The sequence below is a fragment of the Streptomyces sp. NPDC094143 genome (assembly GCF_040303825.1).
GTDB lineage: Bacteria > Actinomycetota > Actinomycetes > Streptomycetales > Streptomycetaceae > Streptomyces.
The window spans coordinates 1-21,416 of record NZ_JBEOTZ010000006.1; the positions used below are offsets into that span (position 1 = coordinate 1).

The 21,416-nt window shown below is 73.7% G+C and carries 21 protein-coding genes and 1 pseudogene; 14 read left to right on the plus strand and 8 right to left on the minus strand.

What is annotated here, in order from left to right; all coding sequences use genetic code 11:
* Positions 1–386: 386 nt before the first annotated feature.
* Together ABTZ58_RS09620 and ABTZ58_RS09625 are read left to right on the plus strand one after the other, a co-directional pair.
* Positions 387–539: pseudogene (locus tag ABTZ58_RS09620) on the plus strand (MFS transporter); the annotation flags it as partial.
* A 96-nt stretch (positions 540–635) separates the two neighbouring features.
* Complete coding sequence (locus tag ABTZ58_RS09625) at positions 636–1,304, plus strand: O-methyltransferase (RefSeq protein ID WP_351352752.1); 669 nt, start codon at positions 636–638, stop codon at positions 1,302–1,304.
* A gap of 10 nt (positions 1,305–1,314) precedes the next feature.
* On the opposite strand, the gene ABTZ58_RS09630 is transcribed toward ABTZ58_RS09625, so the two are convergent.
* A complete protein-coding gene (locus tag ABTZ58_RS09630; RefSeq protein ID WP_351352755.1) occupies positions 1,315–1,707 on the minus strand; it encodes a hypothetical protein in 393 nt (130 codons plus the stop codon).
* A gap of 87 nt (positions 1,708–1,794) precedes the next feature.
* Between ABTZ58_RS09630 and ABTZ58_RS09635 the strand changes: the two genes are divergently transcribed.
* A complete protein-coding gene (locus ABTZ58_RS09635; protein ID WP_351352758.1) occupies positions 1,795–2,202 on the plus strand; it encodes a DnaJ family domain-containing protein in 408 nt (135 codons plus the stop codon).
* Positions 2,203–2,220: 18 nt separating this feature from the next.
* Here the strand turns inward: ABTZ58_RS09635 and ABTZ58_RS09640 are convergent, their stop codons facing one another.
* Both ABTZ58_RS09640 and ABTZ58_RS09645 read right to left on the minus strand, forming a co-directional pair.
* On the minus strand, positions 2,221–2,850 hold the full coding sequence (locus ABTZ58_RS09640) for a hypothetical protein (protein WP_351352761.1): 630 nt from the start codon (positions 2,848–2,850) through the stop codon (positions 2,221–2,223).
* Between the two features lie 4 nt (positions 2,851–2,854).
* Entirely contained in the window at positions 2,855–3,553 is a 699-nt protein-coding gene (locus tag ABTZ58_RS09645) for a hypothetical protein (RefSeq protein ID WP_351352764.1), read from the minus strand.
* 170 nt (positions 3,554–3,723) lie between these two features.
* Between ABTZ58_RS09645 and ABTZ58_RS09650 the strand changes: the two genes are divergently transcribed.
* A complete protein-coding gene (locus ABTZ58_RS09650) occupies positions 3,724–4,215 on the plus strand; it encodes a GNAT family N-acetyltransferase (protein ID WP_351352767.1) in 492 nt (163 codons plus the stop codon).
* Positions 4,216–4,217: 2 nt separating this feature from the next.
* On the opposite strand, the gene ABTZ58_RS09655 is transcribed toward ABTZ58_RS09650, so the two are convergent.
* Positions 4,218–6,269: a DHA2 family efflux MFS transporter permease subunit gene (locus ABTZ58_RS09655; RefSeq protein ID WP_351352770.1), complete on the minus strand. Its 2,052-nt coding sequence runs from the start codon at positions 6,267–6,269 to the stop codon at positions 4,218–4,220.
* Positions 6,270–6,427: 158 nt separating this feature from the next.
* Here ABTZ58_RS09655 and ABTZ58_RS09660 point away from each other — a divergent pair, with 158 nt between their 5' ends.
* Entirely contained in the window at positions 6,428–8,245 is a 1,818-nt protein-coding gene (locus tag ABTZ58_RS09660; protein ID WP_351352773.1) for a peptidoglycan-binding domain-containing protein, read from the plus strand.
* Positions 8,246–8,272: 27 nt separating this feature from the next.
* On the plus strand, positions 8,273–8,812 hold the full coding sequence (cpt, locus tag ABTZ58_RS09665) for a chloramphenicol phosphotransferase CPT (RefSeq protein ID WP_351352776.1): 540 nt from the start codon (positions 8,273–8,275) through the stop codon (positions 8,810–8,812).
* Between the two features lie 73 nt (positions 8,813–8,885).
* Here the strand turns inward: cpt and ABTZ58_RS09670 are convergent, their stop codons facing one another.
* On the minus strand, positions 8,886–9,545 hold the full coding sequence (locus ABTZ58_RS09670) for an HAD-IA family hydrolase (protein WP_351352779.1): 660 nt from the start codon (positions 9,543–9,545) through the stop codon (positions 8,886–8,888).
* Between the two features lie 197 nt (positions 9,546–9,742).
* A complete protein-coding gene (locus ABTZ58_RS09675) occupies positions 9,743–10,324 on the minus strand; it encodes a TMEM165/GDT1 family protein (RefSeq protein ID WP_351352782.1) in 582 nt (193 codons plus the stop codon).
* 398 nt (positions 10,325–10,722) lie between these two features.
* Here ABTZ58_RS09675 and ABTZ58_RS09680 point away from each other — a divergent pair, with 398 nt between their 5' ends.
* The 4 genes from ABTZ58_RS09680 (at position 10,723) to ABTZ58_RS09695 (ending at position 15,768) form a co-directional block, all read left to right on the plus strand.
* The gene (locus tag ABTZ58_RS09680) at positions 10,723–11,367 is read left to right on the plus strand and encodes an HNH endonuclease family protein (protein WP_351352785.1); all 645 of its coding nucleotides are present in this window, start codon (positions 10,723–10,725) and stop codon (positions 11,365–11,367) included.
* Between the two features lie 82 nt (positions 11,368–11,449).
* Complete coding sequence (locus ABTZ58_RS09685; protein WP_351352788.1) at positions 11,450–13,090, plus strand: alkaline phosphatase D family protein; 1,641 nt, start codon at positions 11,450–11,452, stop codon at positions 13,088–13,090.
* Positions 13,091–13,297: 207 nt separating this feature from the next.
* Positions 13,298–15,238: an FAD/NAD(P)-binding protein gene (locus ABTZ58_RS09690; protein ID WP_351352791.1), complete on the plus strand. Its 1,941-nt coding sequence runs from the start codon at positions 13,298–13,300 to the stop codon at positions 15,236–15,238.
* Between the two features lie 77 nt (positions 15,239–15,315).
* Positions 15,316–15,768: a DoxX family protein gene (locus ABTZ58_RS09695; protein ID WP_351352794.1), complete on the plus strand. Its 453-nt coding sequence runs from the start codon at positions 15,316–15,318 to the stop codon at positions 15,766–15,768.
* Between the two features lie 98 nt (positions 15,769–15,866).
* Here the strand turns inward: ABTZ58_RS09695 and ABTZ58_RS09700 are convergent, their stop codons facing one another.
* Positions 15,867–16,406: a superoxide dismutase family protein gene (locus tag ABTZ58_RS09700; protein WP_351352797.1), complete on the minus strand. Its 540-nt coding sequence runs from the start codon at positions 16,404–16,406 to the stop codon at positions 15,867–15,869.
* A gap of 291 nt (positions 16,407–16,697) precedes the next feature.
* Here ABTZ58_RS09700 and ABTZ58_RS09705 point away from each other — a divergent pair, with 291 nt between their 5' ends.
* Together ABTZ58_RS09705 and ABTZ58_RS09710 are read left to right on the plus strand one after the other, a co-directional pair.
* Positions 16,698–17,294, plus strand: a complete 597-nt coding sequence (locus tag ABTZ58_RS09705; RefSeq protein ID WP_351352800.1) for a DedA family protein — start codon at positions 16,698–16,700, stop codon at positions 17,292–17,294.
* Positions 17,295–17,433: 139 nt separating this feature from the next.
* Positions 17,434–18,714, plus strand: coding sequence for a phosphatase PAP2 family protein (locus tag ABTZ58_RS09710; protein ID WP_351353663.1), 1,281 nt, complete (start codon positions 17,434–17,436; stop codon positions 18,712–18,714).
* A 420-nt stretch (positions 18,715–19,134) separates the two neighbouring features.
* Here ABTZ58_RS09710 and ABTZ58_RS09715 read toward each other — a convergent pair whose 3' ends face one another.
* Positions 19,135–19,368 carry a DUF2277 domain-containing protein gene (locus ABTZ58_RS09715; RefSeq protein WP_351352803.1) on the minus strand — a complete coding sequence of 78 codons (234 nt, stop codon included), beginning with the start codon at positions 19,366–19,368 and terminating at the stop codon, positions 19,135–19,137.
* Positions 19,369–19,469: 101 nt separating this feature from the next.
* Between ABTZ58_RS09715 and ABTZ58_RS09720 the strand changes: the two genes are divergently transcribed.
* Both ABTZ58_RS09720 and ABTZ58_RS09725 read left to right on the plus strand, forming a co-directional pair.
* The gene (locus ABTZ58_RS09720) at positions 19,470–20,384 is read left to right on the plus strand and encodes a ketopantoate reductase family protein (RefSeq protein WP_351352806.1); all 915 of its coding nucleotides are present in this window, start codon (positions 19,470–19,472) and stop codon (positions 20,382–20,384) included.
* A 51-nt stretch (positions 20,385–20,435) separates the two neighbouring features.
* Positions 20,436–20,789 carry a DUF8825 domain-containing protein gene (locus ABTZ58_RS09725; protein ID WP_351352809.1) on the plus strand — a complete coding sequence of 118 codons (354 nt, stop codon included), beginning with the start codon at positions 20,436–20,438 and terminating at the stop codon, positions 20,787–20,789.
* Positions 20,790–21,416: the final 627 nt, after the last annotated feature.

Here is a 21,416-nt window from a genome sequence, read left to right on the forward strand (position 1 = left end):
GCGAGCTCCCACAAGCCGTCCGGAACAATCCAACTCCACGTACCCCGCCCCATGAACGGACCAACGAGCGATCACCACATAGGACACCGTCTTAGGGCGCGCGCGGCGCCCCCGGGGGAAAGACGCGAGCCACCCCGGGTCCACCTGACGTATTTCCGCCTATTTCCGGACGACGATAGTCCGCGCGATGCGCGGTCACCTCTCGCGGACGCGAGAAGGGTCACACCAAGATCTCGTGGGAACCGCGCACGACCGGGCAGACGTACCAGCGCAACCACGCTTTACGTGCAGTCCGCAACGATCGGCGCACCGCCCGTGAGCGGCACAAATACGCCTATCGTCGCTTTTCGGCCCGTACGACAGCGCCGCCGCGCGGGACCGTGCCCCTGATCGGCGCGACCGGGAACCTGATGATGCCCGCGTACTACATGATGGCCGCGGCCGTGATCGGCGGTTTCGCGGTGTGGCGCATGGCGGAGTCGGCGGGACGTCCGCTGCCCGGCTCGGCGCCCGCGGTGGCCGGTCGACACGCCGGGTGAGAAGCCACTGACAGGCAACCGCCGCACCAACTATCGTCGTCGGCGCCAGTAGTTAGACACGCTAACCATGCGCGGACGCACGAAAGGCAGGGGTGCATGAGCGAGTCGCACGTCTGGGACGAGGTCGACACCTACTTCACCGAACGGCTCGCCCCCGACGACGAAGCCCTGGCGGCCGCCCTGCGCGACAGCGACGCCGCCGGGCTTCCGCACATCAACGTGGCGGGCAACCAGGGCAAGCTCCTGCAGCTCCTCGCCCAGATCCAGGGCGCCCGCCACATCCTGGAGATCGGCACGCTCGGCGGGTACAGCACGATCTGGCTGGCCCGCGCCCTGCCCGCCGACGGGCGGCTGGTCTCCCTGGAGTACGACCCCCGGCACGCCGAGGTCGCCGTCCGCAACATCGCCCGCGCCGGGCTGGACCAGCTGGTCGAGGTGCGGGTCGGCCCGGCCCTGGAGTCGCTGCCCCAGCTGGCCGACGAGAACCCGCCGCCGTTCGACCTGGTCTTCATCGACGCCGACAAGGTCAACAACCCGCACTACGTGGAGTGGGCCGTCAAGCTCACCAGCACGGGCAGCCTGATCGTCCTGGACAACGTGGTGCGGGGCGGCCGGGTCGTCGACGCCGACAGCACCGCTGCGGACGTGACGGGCACCCGCGCCGCGATCGACCTGATCGCCGGACACCCGCGGCTGAGCGGCACGGCGATCCAGACGGTCGGCATGAAGGGCTACGACGGTTTCGCGCTGGCCCGCGTGGTGTGAGCCCGGGCCGTCACACCTCGTGGTAGAAGCCCACGTTGACGCTGCGCGGGGCGGTGCGGTCCTGCACGACGAGCTCGCCGCTGCCGCCCCGGGGCAGCGGGACGGTGCCGCCGTAGGCGAGGGGCTGGGTGTACTCCCCGACCGTCAGGCGGACTTCCGAGGACGGGTCGGGCTGGGAGCCGCGCAGCCAGGTGACCTGCCAGGTGCCGTCCGGGCCGCACAGGAACTCCAGGTGGACGCGGGAGACGAACAGCCAGTCGTCCGGGGTGCCGAGCCGGCACACCGACTTGTCGCGGCCCACCCGCAGCACGGCACCCGGCTCGCTGGGCGCGTCGGCCATGAGCATGCCGGCCGTGGCCCCCTCCTCCGCCGCGGACACGGCGGCCATGGTGAGTTCGAGCACGTGCGCTCCTCTGAGACGTCCCGGTGGGTCTGCAAGCCCGCCGAATGATAGAACGCCCAGTTGCGCCGTGTCCGGCACAATGGCCTCATGACCGAGCGAAAGCCACCCGGCGTGGACTTCGGGTCCTGGGTCGACCGGCAGATCCGTGAGGCCGAGGCGCGCGGGGAGTTCGACCGGCTGCCGGGAGCGGGCCGCCCGCTCCCGCCCGACGTGGAGAACACCTACGACGAACTGTGGTGGGTGAAGCGGAAGATGGCCCGCGAGGGTCTTTCCGTGCTCCCCCCGGCGCTGGCGCTGCGCAAGGAGGCGGAGGACGCGCTGGAGGCCGCGTACGCGGCGCCCTCCGAGCGGATCGTCCGGAAGATCATCGGCGAGATCAACGACAGGATCCGCGAGATGATGTTCAAGCCGCCGCCCGGCCCCCCGCTGGGAAAGAAGCCGTACGACGTCGAGGACGTCGTACGGCAGTGGCGGGAGCGCCGGGCGGATCGTTAGCCGGGCTGTTCACCCGGGTCACACGTGCAACAGCCGCTCCGCCAGCTCCCGGTAGTCCTTCAGGGCCAGCCGGAGCTGTTCGGTGTCGGCGGACGACACGGACCTGCCCTCGCCGCCCTCCACCGACTGCCAGGAGTGGCGCAGGGTGCGGCGGCGCTCGGCCACGGCCTCGGTGAACCGGGCCGCGATCTCCTCCAGCACCTGGTCGGCCTCCTCGACGGCGGCCCGGGGCCCGTCGACGAACCCCGCGACGGCGTGCTGCAGGCGCGCGCCGAGCTTGTCGGAGTGGTCGTGCGGGAAGAGCCGGTCGCGCGCGTCGGGGCCGGGCCGGTGCGCCGGGGTGCCGGTGCCGCCGACGCCGTGCGCCTCGCCGTGGGCCGCGTCCGTGCCGGTGCCGAGGGCGTCACCGTGGGCCGCGTCCGTGCCGGGCGTGCCGGTGGCCGGGGAATCGCCGCGGGGCGTTTCCCTGCCGGGCGTGCCGGTGCCGTACTCGTCGCCGTGGAGCGCCCCGGTGCCGGGCGTGCCCGTGCCGGGTGCCGCCGCGCGGTCCGCGTCGGTCCTGCCGCGGCCGGTGCCCAGGGCGCTCTCGCCGCGGGCGTCGGGCGCGGTCGGCGTGTGGTCGCCGGGCGGTCGGGTCATGTCGGTCATCGCCTCAGCTCTCCTTCGCCTGACGCCGGTTCATCGCCCACGGCATGTGGCCGCCGCGGCCCGGATCCTTGCGGCCGCCGTTCAGCCCGGCACGGTGGTGTCCCTCGTGCCGGTCCTCCTCGTGCCGGCCACCGTCGGGGTGGCCGGGCCGCACCAGTTCCTCGAACAGCGCGCGGGCCGCCACCATGGCCTCGCGCATGTCTTCCGTACCCTGGCCGCCGTCGCGGGCGTCCTCGGCGCGCAGGTGCGCCGCACGGTGCACGCGCCGGTAGCCGTCCACGTGATGGGCGTGGTGCACGGACAGCGCGGCGAGCTGCTCCTCGTACTGCCCGCCGTCCGGGAAGCCCCGGGCGCCGGCCAGCTCGGCGATCAGCCGGTCCGCCTCGGCGACCGCCTCCCGCGGCGAGTCGACGAACCGCTCCTGGGCGGCCGTCCAGCGCGCCTCGTACTGTTCGCGCTGCGCCGGCTCCAGCGGCCGCTCGCGCAGGTCGCCGTGGCGCTGCAGACGCTCGGTCAGCTCGCGCTCGGCGGCACTGGTGTCACCGTCGTGCCGGGCGAGGACCCGCTCGTACTCGGGTCCGAAGCGCCGCTTCAGGCTCGGGCCGCGCCGGGGCCCGCGCCGGGCGCGCAGGGTCATGACGGCCGCGATGATGACGACGACCGCCGCGATCACGATCAGAGCAATGATCAGGCCAGTGGACATGGATGCCTTCCGGGTTCTCGGCCCAACCGGCCCTCCTCGCGAGCCGGTTCCCAGTCCGGGTTGCCGCAAAGCCCGCCGCCAAACGGCGCCCGGGGCCGAGCGCGGGTGCCCGGGCGGCCCCGGGATATCCGGTTGCGTGACAGGAGGGGCACCTGTCGACAATGCGGGTCATGACCTGGACCGTGATCCCGGAACCGTACGACTCCCCCGTCGCCGGCGCGCTCTGGCGGGCGTACTACACCGAGGTCAGCGACCGCTGGTACCTGCTGCACGAGGGGCGCCGCACCGACCCGGACGAGCTGGAGCGGGAGATCGCGAAGGACCCCGGCGCGGACCTCGCGCCGCCGCGCGGGCAGTTGCTGGTCGCCCGGCACGGCGGCGAGCCGGCCGGCAGCGCGGGCGTCCGGCTGCTGGACGCCACGACGGCCGAGCTCACGCGGGTCTTCGTGCACGAGCCGATGCGCGGCAAGGGTGGGGCGCCGCTGCTGGTCCGGGCCGCCGAGGACGCCGCCCGCGCGCTCGGCGCCGTACGCATGGTCCTCGACACCCGCGGCGACCTCGTGGAGGCCCGCGCCCTCTACGCCCGGCTCGGCTACCGCCAGACCGCCCCGTACAACGACGACCCGTACGCGGAGCACTGGTTCGCCAAACGGCTCGCCTGAGGTCAGACCGACCGTTGCACCGCCCGCGGGGCGTCCGGCCGTTCGCGCCGCGCCCCGCACAGCTCGCCGTTCAGCTCCCGCACGAGCCGTCGGAGGTCGGTCGGCCGGTCCGGCCCCCACCAGTCGCCGAGCAGCTCGGCGAGCGACTCCTCACGCGCCTGGGCCAACCGTTCGGCGACCTCGCGCCCCTGGTCGGTCAGGACGAGGTCGAGGCCCTCGCGCAGGGCGAGCCGCCGTTCCTCCACCTGCCGGGCGGCCTCCATGATCACGGTCAGCTGCACGGGCCCGCGTTCGGCCAGCACGCCCGGCTCCACCGAGCCGTACCGGCGGATCCGCAGCAGCAGCCAGCTCGCGGCGGGCAGCAGGTCGTAGCCCGCCCGGGCGGTGATGTTCCGGTAGACCTCACGCCGGCCCTCGCGGGTGCCGAGCACCGACAGGGCCCGGCACACCTCGTCGTAGGAGGACCGTTCGACGGGGTTGCTGGCGAGGGTCTGGGTGGCGTCGGGCGCGGTGACCGAGCCGCGCAGCCGGTCCTCCTTGAGGAACCAGGCCAGGACGAAGCCCAGGAGGGCGACGGGGGCGGCGTAGAGGAAGACGTCCGTGATGGCCGTGGCGTAGGCGTGCAGGGCGGGCGGGCGCAGGTCGGGCGGCAGGGCGGCGATGCCGCGCGGGTCGGCCTCCAGCGCGTCCACCGAGGCGCCGGGCGGCAGCGGCGCTCCCCGGAAGGCGTCCGTGAGCTGGTCGCCGAGCCGGCCCGCGAACACCGTGCCGAAGACGGCGACGCCGAACGAGGCGCCGATGGAGCGGAAGAAGGTCGCGCCGGCAGTGGCCACGCCCAGGTCCGCGTACGGGACGGCGTTCTGCACGATGAGCACGAGGACTTGCATCACCAGGCCGAGTCCGAGCCCGAAGACGAAGAAGAAGCCGCTCAGTTCGGCGGTGGAGCTGTTCTCGTCGAGCTGGTGCAGCAGGAGCAGTCCGAGCGTGGTGATCCCGGTGCCGGCGATCGGGAACACCTTCCAGCGGCCGGTGCGGCTGACGATCTGCCCGGAGGCGGTCGAGGCCAGCAGCAGCCCCAGCACCATCGGGAGCATGTGCACACCGGACATGGTGGGGCTGATGCCCTGGACGACCTGGAGGAAGGTCGGCAGGTAGGTCATCGCGCCGAACATCGCGAAACCGACGACGAAGCTGATCACGGCGGAGAGCGTGAAGGTCCGCACGCGGAAGAGGTGCAGCGGCAGCACCGGTTCGGCGGCCCGCCGCTCGACGGCCACGAAGGCGACGGCGAGGACGATGCCCAGGACGGCGAGACCGACGATCTGCGCGGACCCCCATCCCCAGGTCGTGCCGCCGAGGGAGGCGACCAGCACCAGGCAGGTGGCGACGGCGGCGATGAGGAACGTGCCGAGGTAGTCGATGACGTGCCGCTGGTCCTTGCGCGGGATGCGCAGCACGGCGGCGATCACGGCGAGCGCGACGATGCCGACGGGCAGGTTGACGTAGAACACCCAGCGCCAGCTCAGGTGCTGGGTGAACAGCCCGCCGAGCAGCGGCCCGAGCACGCTGGTCGCGCCGAAGACGGCCCCGAACAGGCCCTGGTAGCGACCGCGTTCGCGCGGGGGCACGAGGTCGCCGACGATCGCCATCGACAGCACGATCAGCCCGCCGCCGCCGAGCCCCTGCAGGGCCCGGAAGGCGATCAGCTGCGCCATGTCCTGCGCCGCCCCGCACAGCGCGGACCCGAGAAGGAAGATCACGATCGCGGTCTGGAACAGCCGCTTGCGCCCGTACTGGTCGCCGAGTTTGCCCCACAGCGGGGTCGCGGCGGTCGCGGCCAGCAGATACGCCGTGACCACCCAGGACAGGTGATCCAGACCGCCGAGATCGCTGACGATCGTCGGCAGCGCTGTCGAGACGATGGTCTGGTCGAGGGCGGCGAGCAGCATGCCGAGCAGCAGGGCTCCGATGGAGACCAGCACGTTTCCGGGCACCTGCTCCCCGGCCGCGGCGCCCGCGGACGACGGTTTCGTGGCGTGGGTGTCCCCGGCCATGAGACCTCCCGAGGTCCTGTGACTTTCTCCATCGTGACCGGTGTGCGGGGGTATGGCCCGCCGAGTCCCTTTGGAAGCCGTGATTCCGGGGGCTCGCCCGCCGCGCTGTGGAGAAGATCTGGATAATCTCTGGAGTTCGCGAGGGGAGGGAGGAACGCGTGGCACAGCCCAACGGCCACCCGTGCCCGGAGTGCGGCGCGCCCAGACAGCGGGACAACACCCCCTCCTGCGCGTGCACCCACCGCGCCGCCGAGGCCCTCCGCGACGCCCGCACGGCCGAGGCGGCGGCGGCGGAGGACTTCGACCCCCTGCGGATCCGCCCGTACGTGGAGATCGACAACGCCCCGGGTCCCGGCCCGGACGCCCCGGCCGGCGAGCGAGAACACGGCAACGCCGACGGCCGGCAGCCGCGGGAAGCGGGCGGCAGACCCGCGGGCACCTCGGCACCCCCGGCAACGCCGACCCCCGACGGCCAGCCGCCCCGGGCAGCGGAAGACACGCCGACCCGCGCCACGCCCTCCCCGGAGGGGCCCACGCCCGGCACCGACGACCAGCCGCCCCGGGCGGCGGGCGGAGGTCCGGCCGTGCCGCCCCAGGATGATGCGGCGGCCCCGGCCGGGTCTGGCGGCCTCGCGAGCACCTCGGCACTCCCGCCGACGCCGACCCCCGACGGCCGGCCGCCCCGGGCGGCCGGCGGCAGGCCCGCGAGCACCTCGGCACTCCCACGAAACCCGGTGGCGACCCCCGGCGCGCAGCCGCCCCGGGCAGCGGAAGACACGCCGACCCGCACCACGCCCTCCCCGGAGGGGCCCACGCCCGGCACCGACGACCAGCCGCCCCGGGCGGCCGGCGGCAGGCCCGCGAGCACCTCGGCACTCCCGCCGACGCCGACCCCCGGCGCCCAGCCGCCCCGGGCAGCGGGCGGTGGGCCCGCGGGCCCTGTGACGCCCTCACAGCCCTCGATGCCCGACTCGTCCCCTGCCCCCCAGCCGGGTCCTGCCGCGCAGACCGGCCCGGCCCCGCAGGCGGGCGCCGCGCAGTCCGGGCGGACCGCCGGAGCTGCCGGCACGCCAAGCCGCGCGCAGGCCCCGGACGCCGAGGGAGCCGGCCGGGCGCCCTCCCCCGTCCCGCCCACCGACGCCACCACCCCCCTGCGCCGCCCTGTCGACCAGGACGCGACCACCGTGCTGCCCGTCGACCCGGACGCGACCACCGTGCTGCCCGCCGCCTCGGACACCACCGTCCTGCCCGCCCCCCTCGTGCCGGGCACGAGTGAGCCCAGCGTCACCGACCTGCGTCTTTTCGACGGGCCGGGGCCGGAGGCCGGGGACGCGGCCGGGTCGGGGGCTGCGGACCGGACCCGGCGCCGGCGCCGTGCGGCCCTGGTCGCCGCTGCCGCCGCCTGCGTCGGCCTGGTGGCCGCGGCCGGGTACGCGACCGGGCTGTTCACCTACGAGAGCCCCTCCCGGAACACGGCGCTGCCGGACGACATCCGGGCGAGCGTGCCGGACGCCCCGGCGAGCAGCGCGGCGTCCGTGTCCCCGGAGGGCACGCCGTCGGCCGGCCCGTCGTCCCCCTCGGCATCACCCCCGTCGCCGTCCCGCAGCGCGAGCGCGTCGCCCTCCCCGTCGCCGTCCACGGCCGGTGCCTCGCCGAGCCCTGCGCGGTCGTCGTCCGAGCCGTCGGCCGTACCGACGTCCGCCGCGCCGACCGGACCGGGCGCACCGGAGAACGCCGGCCAGAACGGCGGAGCCACCGTCCTGCGCCGCGGTGACAGCGGCCCGGAGGTCACCGAACTCCAGCTGCGGCTGCGGCAGTTGTACCTCTACAACGACGACGCCGACGGCACCTTCGACCAGCGTCTCGAGGACGCCGTCCGCACCTACCAGTGGTCCCGCGGCGTCCAGACCGAAGACCTCGGCGTCTACGACCGGCAGACCCGTCAGAGGCTGGAGGCGGAAACCCGGGAGCCCTGACCGCCCGTGTCGCCCTACGGTGAGGCCGTGACCACTCGGGTGATCGTTCTCAACGGCGGTTCCGGTTCCGGTTCCGGCAAGTCGGGCATCGCCCGGTGCCTGCAGCAGGTGCTGCCCGACCCCTGGCTGGCCTTCTCGGTCGACGACTTCGTCGACGCGATGCCCGCGCGGCTGCGGGGCTCCGAGGCCGGCATCACCTTCGCGGCGGACGGCGGCGTGGACGTGGGCGAGGAGTTCCGTGCCCTGGAGGCGGCCTGGACGCGGGGCATCGCCGCGATGGCCCGGGCGGGTGCCAGGGTCGTCGTCGACGACGTCTTCCTCGGCGGACCGGCGTCCCGGCAGCGCTGGGAGCGGGCCCTGGCCGGCCTGGACGTGCTGTGGGCCGGCGTCAGGTGTGACGGCGAGGTCGCGGCCGGGCGGGAGATCGCGCGCGGCGACCGGGTCCCGGGCATGGCCGCGAGCCAGGCGCGGATCGTGCACGAGGGCATGACCTACGACGTGGAGGTGGACACCACCCGTACGGAGTCGCTGGACTGCGCACGGGTCATCGCCGCGCACGTCGGCTGAACGACCGGGCCGGCCGGGTCCTCCCCCGGCGCCGAGCCGGACCACCTGACCGGGGCGGAGCCCGGCGCGGGGATCAGCCGATGTGCAGCCGGATCGTCCCGTCCGCCTCCGCCTGGACGCGCACCCGCCTGAGGTCCTCCACCACCACGTCCGGCTCGTGGAACGCGGCCCGGGGCCCCACCCCGACGACCGTCATCCCGGCGGCGCGCCCGGCCGCGATCCCGGCTGAGGAGTCCTCGAAGACGACACAGTCCGCGGGGGCGACGCCCAACTCGGCGGCGCCCTTGAGGAAGCCCTCCGGGTCGGGCTTGCTCGCCCCGACGGACTCCGCGGTGACCCGCACCTCGGGCAGGCCGAGACCGGCCGCGGCCATCCGCGCCGTGGACAGTGGCACGTCGGCGGAGGTCACCAGCGCGTGCGGCAGCCCCCGCAGGGAGGCCAGGAACTCCGGCGCCCCCGGGACCGGGACGACACCGTCCGTGTCGGCCGTCTCCTCGGCGAGCATCCGGGCGTTGTCGGCGTGGTTCTGCTCCATCGGCCGGCCGGGCAGCAGCAGCGCCATCGAGGCGTAGCCCTGCCGCCCGTGGACGACCTTCATGACTTCGTCCCCGTCGAGCCCGTGCCGCTCGGCCCAGCGCCGCCAGACGCGTTCGACGGCGGCGTCGGAGTTGACCAGGGTGCCGTCCATGTCCAGCAGGAGGGCGCGGGCGGTGAGCACGGCGGTGGCCGTCATCGGCAGCTCCAAGGCTCGGGGCGCGTTCCAGCGCGGGAAAGGGCGGACGGCCGGTCGCGTCCGTCGTAGCCGGGGGACAAGGCGGCCCCGCCCGCCGGTCAGGGAAAACGGGCGGAGGCCACTTTGTTCCACCACGGTACAAAACAAGTCCGGGTTCGCGCCAGGGGCCCCCTGTGGACGTTCACCCACTGTTCAGCTCAGCCGGTCACGGCCTCCCACAGGCTCCACACCCCGAGACCCAGCATCAGCAGCGCCGCGATCTGCGTGATCAGCCGCAGCGGCACCTTCTTCATCAGCGCCTTTCCACCGACGATGCCGAGCCCGGCCACCGCCCACAGCGCCAGCACCGCGCCCAGGCCGACGGAGAGCGGGTCGTCGTAGCGGGCGGCCAGGTTCGCGGTCATGATCTGGGTGAGATCGCCGAACTCGGCCACCAGGATGAGCATGAAGCCCGCGCCCGAGACCTTCCAGAAGGACTGGTTCTCCGGCTTGCGGACCTCCTCCTCGTCCTCGCCCTTCCTCAGCAGCAGCACCGCGGCGCCACCGAGGAAGAGCACGCCGGTCAGCGCGTGCACGATCTGCTGCGGCAGCAGGGTCAGCACGCTGCCGGCCGCGACGGCGAGCGCGACGTGCAGCGCGAAGGCGGCGGCGACCCCGGCGAAGACGTAGGAGGCGCGGTACCGGGTGCCGAGGACGAGGCCGGCGAGGGCGGTCTTGTCCGGCAGTTCGGCGAGGAAGACGACACCGAAGACGACGGCCGTCACGGTCAGGCTGATCAAGGTTCCTCAATCGGTCGGGGCTGCCCCACCGAGAGTGCTGATCCTGTCGGAGACATTCGACGCGACACCTCGGCACGGCAGCGCACTCGGGGCCCGTGCCGTAGGGCACGGGCGCGCACTGCTTGCCGAAGGTCTCGCTGGCCGGTCCGGGAAAGGACCTGCCTCCGGGCGCCGGCTCAGGCGGGCTGAGCAGTATGTCGACGGTCCGGCGAAGAGCTACTCCCCTTCTGCGCCGTCCATGGTACGCGACGGTCCCGGAGTGAAAAGTTCCGTCTTGAATCTTGTCATGTCATGCACGCGTCACTAACTTCTCACCGGGCGCACACCTGTGCGCAACACGGCACCGCGAGCATTCCCACGCTCGCCCGCCAACACCCCCCTCTCCCCAGGGAGTTCGCATGCCCAGGTTCTACGCGCGTCGACGGCTGAGCGTGGCCGCGGCGTTCACCGCCCTCATATCCTCCGTGGCCCTCTTCAGCGCCCCCACGGCCTCCGCCGCCCTCCCCACCCCGGTCAGCGGCGCCACCGCCCGCTCCTACCTCGCCACGCTCACCGTGGCCACCGAGGACCGCACCGGCTACAACCGCGACCTCTTCCCGCACTGGATCACCCAGTCGGGCGCCTGCAACACCCGCGAGGTCGTCCTCAAGCGCGACGGCACCAACGTCGTCCAGGACTCCGCCTGCGCCGCCACCAGTGGCAGCTGGTACTCCCCCTACGACGGCGCCACCTGGTCGGCCGCCTCCGACGTCGACATCGACCACCTGGTCCCGCTCGCCGAGGCGTGGGACTCCGGCGCCGACTCCTGGACGACCTCCCGCCGTCAGGCCTTCGCCAACGACCTGACCCGCCCGCAGCTCATCGCGGTCACCGACGACGTCAACCAGGCCAAGGGCGACCAGGACCCCGCCACCTGGATGCCCTCCCGGACGGCTTACCGCTGCACCTACGTCCGCGCCTGGGTCCAGGTGAAGTACTACTACGGCCTCTCGGTGGACTCCGCCGAGAAGTCCGCCCTGACCAACCACCTCGCGAGCTGCTGACACGCGCGAGGAATTCGTGCCGGAACTTCCCCGCTGACCTCCGTCGTTCCGTACCGTACGGGGCGACGGAGAGGGGAACGCCATGGCCGGACTGCGCCTCGGACCACTGCTGAGGTACACCGACGGCTCGTCCGCGACCGTCTGGGTCGAGACGAGCCGCCCGTGCACGGCCGAGGTGCGCTGCGCCGACGGCGCCGGCGGCACGGCCCGCACCTTCCAGATCGCGGGGCACCACTACGCGCTCGTGCCGGTGACCGGCCTCACGGCCGGGACGACCACGACGTACGAGGTGCTCCTCGACGACACCCGGGTGTGGCCGCTGCCCGGCTCGCCCTTCCCCCCCTCCGCGATCCACGCGCCGGGCCCGGACGGCGCCCTCCAGGTCGCCTTCGGCTCCTGCCGCTGGGCCTCCCCGCCGGCCGGTGGGGACGACCCCGTCGGCCCGGACGCCCTGGACGCGCTCGCCACCCGCCTCGCGGCCGACCCGGAGGGCGAGCGGCCGCACGTGCTGCTGCTGCTCGGCGACCAGGTGTACGCCGACGAGACCTCCGACGCCACGCAGCAGTGGCTGGCCGAGCGCCGCGACCCGAAGGAGCCCCCGGGCAGCGGGGTCGCGGACTACGAGGAGTACACGCACCTCTACTACGAGTCCTGGCTCGACCCGCGCATCCGCTGGCTGCTGTCCACGGTGCCGAGCTTCATGATCTTCGACGACCACGACGTCATCGACGACTGGAACACCTCCGCCGCCTGGCTCGCCGACATGCGCTCCACCGGCTGGTGGCAGGAGCGGCTGCTGAGCGGCCTGATGTCGTACTGGGTCCACCAGCACCTGGGCAACCTCTCCCCGGAGGAACTGGCGGCCGACCCGGTCTACGAGCGGGTCCGCTCCCTGCCCGACGGCACCGACGTGCTGCGCGCCTTCACCGCCCGGGCCGACGCCGACCCGGCCACGGCCCGCTGGAGCTACCGGCGCGACTTCGGGCGCGTACGGCTGGTGATGGTGGACAGCCGGGCGGCCCGCGTCCTCGACGAGGAGGACCGCGCGATGCTCGACCCGGGCGAGGAGGCCTGGCTGCGCGAGCAGGTCCTGGACTCCCCCGGGGCCTACGACCACCTGCTGATCGGCACCTCCCTGCCCTGGCTGCTGCCCCACCTGGTGCACGACGCGGAGGGGTGGAACGCGGCGCTGTGCCGGGGCGAGCGCGGCCCCCGCTGGGCCCGGCTGAGCGAGAAGGTGCGGCGGGCCGCCGACCTGGAGCACTGGGCGGCGTTCCCCGACTCCTTCGCCGGGCTGGCGGAGCTGATCGCCGAGGCGGGGTCGGGGGCGGACGCGCCGGCGACGGTGTGCGTGCTGTCCGGGGACGTCCACCACGCCTACATCGCCGAGCCCTCGTGGCGGTCCGAGCCGGGGCCGGACGCGCGCGTGGTGCAGCTGGTCTGCTCCCCCGTCCACAACTCGGTGCCGCTGTCGATGCGGCTGGCCTTCCGGGCCGGCTGGAGCGCCGCGGCGCGCGGCTTCGGCCGTTTCCTCGCCCGGCACGGCCGCCTGTCTCGGCCGCCGGTCGGCTGGCGCAAGACGGGCGGGCCCTGGTTCGGCAACCAGCTCATGACCCTGACCCTGCGCGGCCGTTCGGCCCGGCTCCGGCTGGAGCACGCCAAGGCGCGGCAGGGGACGGGCCCTCGGCTGACGACCCTCCTGGACACCGAGCTTGCCCCGTAACTCGCCTTTTCCGCCCGGTTGTCACCACTGCGTCCCGCACTTCCGGTGACGCATGTCACAGTGCGGGCCTGTCTCCCCCACTGGCCTCGATCACCGCTCCCGGCGACGGCATGATGAGGCGGACCGTCCGCTTCCCCTCCGGCGGACCGTCCGCTTCCCTTCGAGCGGGCCCCGCCCCACGCACCCCCACGCCCTGGAGCCCCACCCTTGTCTGCGTCGCCCGAGGAATCCGCACCGGCAGAGGCATCCGTACCGCCCGGGACGGCGGGGCCGCTCTCCGTCGCCCTCGTCGGGGCCGGGCCCCGGGGCACCAGCGTCCTTGAACGCCTGTGTGCCTCCGCCCCGGAACTCCTCCCGCCCGGCACCCGGCTGACGGTCCACGTGATCGACCCCGACCCGCCCGGCCCCGGCCGCGTCTGGCGCACCGCCCAGTCGCCCGAGCTGCTGATGAACACCGTGGCCTGCCAGGTCACCCTGTTCACCGACGACAGCGTGGACTGCTCGGGCCCGATCCGCCCGGGCCCGAGCCTGTACGAGTGGGCGGACGGCGCACTGGGACCGGACGAGTACCCGGCCCGGGCGGACTACGGCCGTTACCTGGAGTGGGTGTTCGCCGAGGTCGTGCGGCTGGCACCGCCCGCCGTCCGCATCGAGACGCACCGGGCCCGCGCGATCCGGCTCGACGACGCCCCCGACGGCCGGCAGACCCTCGCCCTGGACGACGGCCGCACCCTGACCGGCCTGTCCGCGGTGGTCCTGACCCAGGGCCATCTGCCGGTGACCGCCGGCCCGGACCAGGCACGCCTCGCGGCCCACGCCGCCCGCCACGGACTGCGCCACGTCCCGCCCGCCAATCCGGCCGACGTCGACCTGTCCGGCATCGCCCCGGGCGAACCCGTCCTGCTGCGCGGCCTCGGCCTCAACTTCTTCGACCACACGGCCCTGCTGACGACCGGCCGCGGCGGCCGTTTCGTACGGGACGGCGGGGGCCTGCGCTACCTCCCCTCCGGGCGGGAGCCGCGGCTGTACGCCGGTTCGCGGCGCGGCGTCCCGTACCAGGCACGCGGCGACAACGCCAAGGGCCCGTACGGCCGGCACGTCCCGCTCGTCCTCACGCCCGAGGTGATCGCGGGCTTCCGCAAGCGCGCGGACTCCGGGGACGCGCCCGACTTCCTGGCGGAGATATGGCCGCTGGTGGCGAAGGAGGTGGAGACGGTCTACTACCGCGCCCTGCTGCGCAGGACGGGCAGCACGCGACGGGACTTCACCGACCGCTTCCTCGCCGTCCCGCACGGGGACCCGCAAGAGGCGCTGGTGCTGGACGAGTTCGGCGTGGCGGACACGAGCCGCTGGTCCTGGGAGCGGATCTCCCGGCCGTACGCCGGGCGGGGCTTCGACGGTCCGGGCGCCTGGCGCGACTGGCTGCTGTCGTACCTGCGCGAGGACGCCGCGCAGGCCGCTCTGGGCAATGTGCACGGCCCGCCGAAGGCGGCCCTCGACGTCCTGCGCGATCTGCGCAACGAACTCCGGCTGGTCGTCGACCACGGCGGGCTCGCCGGCGCCTCCCGCCGGGACCACCTCGACCGCTGGTACACCCCGCTCAACGCCTTCCTCTCCATCGGCCCGCCCCGGCGCCGCATCGAGGAGCTCGCCGCCCTGGTGGAGGCGGGGGTGATGGAGGTGCTCGGGCCGCGCCTGCGGGTGGCGGAGGAGGCCGGTGGCTGGACGGCGCACTCACCCGACGTGCCCGGTTCGGCCGTCTCCGTGAGAACCCTCATAGAGGCCCGGCTGCCGGAACCCGACCTGCGCCACACGGCCGACGCGCTCCTCGCCGGACTGCTCCGCACGGGGCAGTGCCGCCCGCACACCGTCGACGGTTACGAGACAGGGGGGTTGGATGTGACGCCACGCCCTTACCATCTGATAGATCGTCAAAACCGCACTCACGCGCGACGGTTCGCGTTCGGCGTGCCGACGGAGGGCGTGCACTGGGTGACGGCGGCGGGCGCCCGCCCGGGGGTGGATTCGGTCACTCTTTCGGACGCGGACGCGGTGGCGAGAGGGGCCCTACGTGCGGCGGGGGCCGACACGGGGCCGCGGCCAGAGGTAAAGCAGTGGCCAAATGTTGAACTTGCAAGCATCTGTTAGGCAGACCTAACGTGGGTCGATCGGTTCCGTCCCCCGACCGGCCTCCCCCGGGCCGGCCGACCGAAGGAGACCCCCACATGACCACTCGTCTCAACGGGGCGCAGCCATACGCCCTCGCGCTCTTCCGGATCGTCATCGGCCTGCTGTTCGCCTGCCACGGCGCCGTCGCGCTCTTCGGCGTCCTCGGCGGCGCGGACGGCCAGGGCGGCACGGCCGCGGCCGGCGCCTGGCCGAACTGGTACGCCGCCGTCATCGAACTGGTCGGCGGCACCCTGGTCCTGCTGGGCCTCGGCACGCGGGTCGCGGCTTTCATCTCCTCCGGTGCGATGGCCTACGCGTACTTCAAGGTCCACCAGCCGGAGGCGCTGTGGCCGATCCAGAACAACGGCGAGGGCGCGGCCATGTACTGCTGGGCCATGTTCCTGCTGATCTTCACGGGCTCCGGCGCGTTCGGCCTGGACCGGCTGCTGCGGCGGAGCGCGTCCGAGCAGGGGCCGCGGACGGCGGACCAGGCGCCGGTGGCCGTCTGATTCCCTCCGCGTCCGGCGGACGACAACGGCGCCTTCCCGCACCCGGGAAGGCGCCGTCTCCCTCGGCCAGGCCCCCGGTGCCCCGTGCACCCGGTCCGCTATCGGCTCCCGGCCACCCAGCCGAACGGCACCGTGAAGCAGGCCACCCGCGCTCCCGCGCCGCCCGGCACGCCGTGGATCACCACCGAGGACGCCTCACCCCGCCGGAAGCCCCAGGGGTGCCGGGCGCTCGCCGCCGCCCTGCCGTGCCGGTCGGCCGTGAAGTCCAGCCAGACCTCGTTGTGCGGACCGACGTGGTGCGGATCGCCCGACGGCCGGTGCTGGTAGTGCCCGCCGGCGGCCTGCGGGTCGGCGCCGCAGGGCTCGCGGTGCACATGGACGCCGTAGGGGTGCCCGGGCTTCATCCCGGTCACCCGCAACCGGACGGTCGTGGCACCGTCCCGTGCCGTGCGCTGGCCGACCTCGATCCACGAGGCCACCGGCACGAGCTCACGGTCGTAGGTGAGCGCCGGTGACCGTCCGGCGGCGCCCGGCGGGACGAACCGGGCGTCCGTCCGCATCGCGTAGCCCCCGGCGCCGTCCGGACCGCCCGCGAACAGGGCGGCTGCGACGGCGCCCGCACATATCCCAGCCAGCATCGTCTCCACCGTTCCTCACCGGTGCGGGCCTTCGGGGACCGCGCGTCTTCTCCGTTGCTACGGGACGTCCGCCCGCACCGCCCTCCGGGGCGCGGCAGCCGGGTGACAAGGTGACGGCGACAAGGTGACGACCCGGGACGAGGTGAACACTCCGTACCGAACACACGAGCCCCCCGTGAACCGCCCGTCACACCCCCGCGTACGCTGTATGGCTGTCATCGGCCACCCCTTGCCGCTCCCCCCGGGTCATCGCGGCACGGTCCGGCCCACGGGGGATCACGGGGAGTCGCGGTGCTGGAGCAGGTGGGGTCGCTGATCGGCAGCCCATGGATCTACGCGGTGGTCACCCTCTCCGTGCTGCTGGACGTGTTCCTGCCGGTGCTGCCCAGCGGCATCCTGGTGATCACGGCGGCCACGGCGGCGGCAGCGGGCTCGGCGACCGACGTGCCGGACATCCTCGTCCTGACCCTGTGCGCGGCCACCGCCTCCGTCCTCGGTGACCTGGTCGCCTACCGGATCGCCTGGCGGGGCGGTGCCCGGCTGGACCGGGCGATCTCGCGTTCCCGGCGGCTGACCACCGCGCAGGAACGTCTCGGCGCCGCCCTCGCACGGGGCGGCGGCGCGCTCGTCGTCCTCGCCCGGTTCGCTCCCGCCGGCCGCTCGGTCGTCTCCCTCGGCGCGGGTGCCGCGCACCGCCGCGCCCGCGACTTCCTCCCCTGGTCCGCCCTGGCCGGCCTGACCTGGGCCTGTTACAGCGTCTCCCTCGGGTACTTCGGCGCCCACTGGCTGGGTGCGAGCTGGCTGGGCACGGCGGTGTCGGTGGGGGCCCTGTTCGGGGCCGGGGCCGGGGCGGCGTATCTGATGCGGCGCGAGCCGAGGACGACGTAGCCCGGGCTCCGGGCCCTCACCACGATCGAACCGACACCTGGAAGCGGCTGGGACATTGACGACAACGGCGTCGCGGAAAGCCTCGGAGAGCACGCGCACGGCACGGGGGGCGCTCGCCGCGCCCCAGCGCCGGCGCGCGGTGCTGTGGGCCACGGCGGGCGTGATCACCCTGGGCTTCCTCGTCGCGCTCCAGATCGTCGCGCACCACCTCGGGATACCCGGGCCGATCACCCAGCAGGCGCGCGAGGTGATCCACGCCCCCAAGTCCGGATTCCTGCTCTACGCCAGCATGGCGCTGACCATGGTGGTGCTCACCTGGCGGCAGCGGCTGATCGCCCTCGGGGCGGCGATCGGCATCGACCTGGTCTTCCTGGCGGTGCGGTGGGCGATCGGCGCCAGTCTGACGGAGGACGGCCACCCCTTCGGCAACGGCGCGCTGTGGGTCGTCCTGGGCCTCGCCGTCATCGCCCTCACCCGGCGCACCGGACCGGATCGCGTCCTGCTGCTGAAGGGCGTGGGGCTCGGCCTGCTGCTGGTGACCGGCCGCAAGACCGGCGACACCTGGCTGCTGATCACGTCGCAGACGCTGCCGGTCACGCTCGACCCGTACATCGCCATGGCCGATCACGCCCTGGGCAACCCGTCCTGGCTGGCGGGCCGGCTGCTGGAGGCCGGCGGACCGGTCGCGGAGCACACCCTCGACGCCGTCTACGCCCAGCTCGCGGTGGCGGCGGTCGTCGTCGCGCTGTACCAGCTGCGCAACGTGGCCGCCGAGCGGCGCTTTCCGCGCCACCACCTGGTGCGCACCTTCCTGGTGATCGGTCTGGTCGGACCGGCCGTCTACATGATCTATCCCGTGGTCGGCCCGATGTTCGCCTACGGCCCCGACGGCGGGACCTGGGCGGCGGCCGACCTGTGGCCGAACACGCTGCCGCCGATCACCACGCCCTACCACCTGCCCTTCGACGAGATAACCCCGCGCAACTGCATGCCGAGCCTGCACACGGCGTGGGCGACCGCGATCTTCATCCACACCCGCAGGGGGCCACGCGGTCTGCGGGTCGCGGGCACGTTCTGGCTGGTCGCCACGCTCGCCGCGACGCTGGGGTTCGGCTGGCACTACGGCGTCGACCTCGTCGCCGGCGTGGTGTTCGCGTACACGATCGAGGCCGGGCTGCGCACGTTCGACCGCGGCTGGGACCGGGCGGGGCTCCTGCTGGTCGGCTACGGCACGGTCGTCTTCGTCGCGCTCCTGGCGGCGTACCGCTTCGCTCCGCTGGAGATGGCCCGGTACCCGTGGCTCGCCGGACCGCTGCTCCTGCTGGTCATGGCCTCGGTGGTCTACGGCTACCAGCGCCTCACCAAGCTGTGGGAGGGCGCCACCGTCCCGCCACCGCGAACGGAGCCACAGCCGGCGTGAGGGGTGCGCGCCGCCTGCGGCGTGCCGACGTGAGGGGCGCGGGCGTGAGGGGCGCCGGCGTGAGGGGCGCGGGCGTGAGGGGCGTCGGCGTGAGGGGCGTCGGCGTGCGGCATGCCGCCTGCGGGGGCGCCGGCGGGACGCCGGCGAACGGGGGCGCCGACGAACGGGGGCGCCGACGGGCAAGGCGCCAGCGGGCGGGACGCCGACGTACGGGGGGCGCCGACGGGCAAGGCGCCAGCGGGCGGGACGCCGACCGGGGGCACCGGCGGCCGAGGGCACCGACGGGCGAGGGCGCCGACGGGCAAGGCGCCAGCGGGCGGGACGCCGACCGGGGGCACCGGCGGCCGAGGGCACCGACGGGCGAGGGCACCGGCGGGCAAGGCGGCGGAAACGGCCGGGCGCGGCCGGGCACGGTCGGGCTCAGCTCGCCCGGCGGCCGGCCCCGGCGCCCCTGACCTCCAGCCCGTCGAGCAGCTCGGCCGTGGCCTGCGCGACGGCCTCCACGGCGCGGTCGAACACCTCCTGGTTGTGAGCGGCGGGGGCGCGGAAGCCCGAAACCTTCCGCACGTACTGCAACGCGGCAGCGCGGATGTCCGCCTCCGTGGCCTCTTCGGGCAGCGCGGGCGGACGAAGCGTCTTGATACTCCGGCACATGCCCCCAGTCTCACCCTTTCGCCACTCCCACGACAGCGTTTCCTGCCATGATCACGTCCAGGCGGCCACCCTTCCGGGGCCGACCGGCGAGAGGAACCTCCGTGACGAACCCTGCGAACGAACTCACCGTGGCCGTCCTGGGCCCCGGCGGCGTGGGCGGCCTGCTCGCCGCCCTGCTCTCCCGCGCGGGCCACCGCGTGATCTGCCTGTCCGGCGAGGAGACGGCCGCGACCCTGCGCACCGACGGCATCCGGGTCCGCAGCGCCCGGTTCGGCGACTTCACGGCCCGCGTCGAGGCCGGCACCGAGCTGCGCGAACCGGTCGACGCCTGTCTGGTGACCGTCAAGCACACCGCCCTCGACGCGGCCCTGCGGCGCGTACCCGCCTCCGCCCCGGGCGACGGCCTCCTCGTGCCGTTCCTCAACGGCGTCGAACACCCGGCCGCCCTGCGCGCACGCTACCGCCCCGACCGGGTCGCCCCCGCCGTCATCCGCGTGGAGTCGACCCGGGTCGCCCCGGGCGTCATCGAACACACCAGCCCCTTCGCGGAGATCGACCTGGCCGGTACGGACGTTCCCCGCACCCGCCTCGACGCCCTCGCCGAGGCCCTCGGCGCCGCCGGTCCCGCCACCCGCCTCCAGGACGACGAGACGGCGACCCTGTGGGCGAAGATGTCGTTCCTGGCCCCCTTCGCCCTGCTGACCACCCGCTACGGCCTCCCCCTGGGGGACGTGCGCACCCACCACCGCGACGAACTGACGGCCCTGGTGGCGGAGACAGCCGCGATCAGCCGGGCGTGCGGCGGCCCGTCGGACCCGGCCCAGGCCCTCGCCCGCTACGATGCGTTCCCGCCCGCGACGAAGTCGTCGATGCAGCGTGACGCGGAGGCGGGCCGGCCGCTCGAACTGGACGCCATCGGCGGCGCGTTGCTCCGCGCGGCCGAGCGCCACGGGATCCCGGCACCGGTGACGGAGCGGATCGTCGGCGAGCTCCGGCTGGTACACCCGTTCGCATGAACCACAGGAAGGAACTCGCTCCACCAATTCGAACAGGCGTATCATTGGGCCGTGGCTACGACCTATGACTTTCCGAGTGACCTCCTCGCCGGTCAGGAGGAACTCCATCAGGTCCGGGCCGAGCTGTCGGCCCTTCTGAAGCGACTTCCCTGGTCGGTGGAGCCGCTGGACGGCTTCAGCGACGACAACGGCTGGCGCAAGGTGGAACGCCCCGCCTCCCCCGGCTGGACCGCCGACGAGCAGGCCGAGGTGGAGAAACTCCGGCGGCGCGAGCACGAACTCGCGGTGTTCGTCAGCACGCACCGCTACTGGTCCGAACTGACCGGCCCCGACCGGGTGGCGGCCCGCTCGGAACTGAAGCACGCCCACGAGACCCCTCCGGGTGAAGCGGACGGAACGTCGTGACGGAAGAGGCCCCCAGGGAACTCCCCGGGGGCCTCTGACTGCTCGGTGTCCGTGGGCGCGGACGGTTTCGAACCGCCGACATCCTGCTTGTAAGAGCGGATGCCCACGCTACACCTCGCTTTGGAGGGGGGTCATTCAACTGGGGCTTCGAGGTGGAAACAGCAGCTCAGCGGTCGGTGACGGGTCCAGTCGAGCCATCATCAGCCCGCCAATGCGCCGTCGATGTCACGGCAATACGCGGGGATACCCCACAGCCTCGCCTCCTAAATATCTCCTAACAGGAAGCGGCATCGTTGCACGTCAGCCAGTCAGACGGCCCTCTGCTCCCCCGTGCCAACGAGGAAGCAGGGGGCCGCCCCAAGTGCCGGGCGCCCTCGCCGAGGGGGGGCTAGCCGCTAGCGACGGAGCCCGGCACGTTCTTGTGTTCACTCGTCGCGTTGCCGCGGAGTCGCAGGTTGATGCCCTGCTTCACTCGAAAGAGCGAACGTGCGTTCGATTCCTGGACACTACACGGAGCCCTGCGGCATATGCCAGACCACAGGGCTGTCGGTGGGGGGTGGCGGGGGTGTCGCTGGGCACTACTTCATGATCGAAGAGTGCCTCAAATCTGCTGCTGACTTATGATCT

Bases quoted from the DNA above. Each gene is read 5' to 3' on its own strand.
- ABTZ58_RS09625 (WP_351352752.1), top strand. From the start codon at position 636: ATGAGCGAGTCGCACGTCTGGGACGAGGTCGACACCTACTTCACCGAA.
- ABTZ58_RS09635 (WP_351352758.1), top strand. From the start codon at position 1,795: ATGACCGAGCGAAAGCCACCCGGCGTGGACTTCGGGTCCTGGGTCGAC.
- ABTZ58_RS09640 (WP_351352761.1), bottom strand. From the start codon at position 2,850: ATGACCGACATGACCCGACCGCCCGGCGACCACACGCCGACCGCGCCC.
- ABTZ58_RS09645 (WP_351352764.1), bottom strand. From the start codon at position 3,553: ATGTCCACTGGCCTGATCATTGCTCTGATCGTGATCGCGGCGGTCGTC.
- ABTZ58_RS09650 (WP_351352767.1), top strand. From the start codon at position 3,724: ATGACCTGGACCGTGATCCCGGAACCGTACGACTCCCCCGTCGCCGGC.
- ABTZ58_RS09655 (WP_351352770.1), bottom strand. From the start codon at position 6,269: ATGGCCGGGGACACCCACGCCACGAAACCGTCGTCCGCGGGCGCCGCG.
- ABTZ58_RS09670 (WP_351352779.1), bottom strand. From the start codon at position 9,545: ATGACGGCCACCGCCGTGCTCACCGCCCGCGCCCTCCTGCTGGACATG.
- ABTZ58_RS09680 (WP_351352785.1), top strand. From the start codon at position 10,723: ATGCCCAGGTTCTACGCGCGTCGACGGCTGAGCGTGGCCGCGGCGTTC.
- ABTZ58_RS09685 (WP_351352788.1), top strand. From the start codon at position 11,450: ATGGCCGGACTGCGCCTCGGACCACTGCTGAGGTACACCGACGGCTCG.
- ABTZ58_RS09695 (WP_351352794.1), top strand. From the start codon at position 15,316: ATGACCACTCGTCTCAACGGGGCGCAGCCATACGCCCTCGCGCTCTTC.
- ABTZ58_RS09700 (WP_351352797.1), bottom strand. From the start codon at position 16,406: ATGCTGGCTGGGATATGTGCGGGCGCCGTCGCAGCCGCCCTGTTCGCG.
- ABTZ58_RS09715 (WP_351352803.1), bottom strand. From the start codon at position 19,368: ATGTGCCGGAGTATCAAGACGCTTCGTCCGCCCGCGCTGCCCGAAGAG.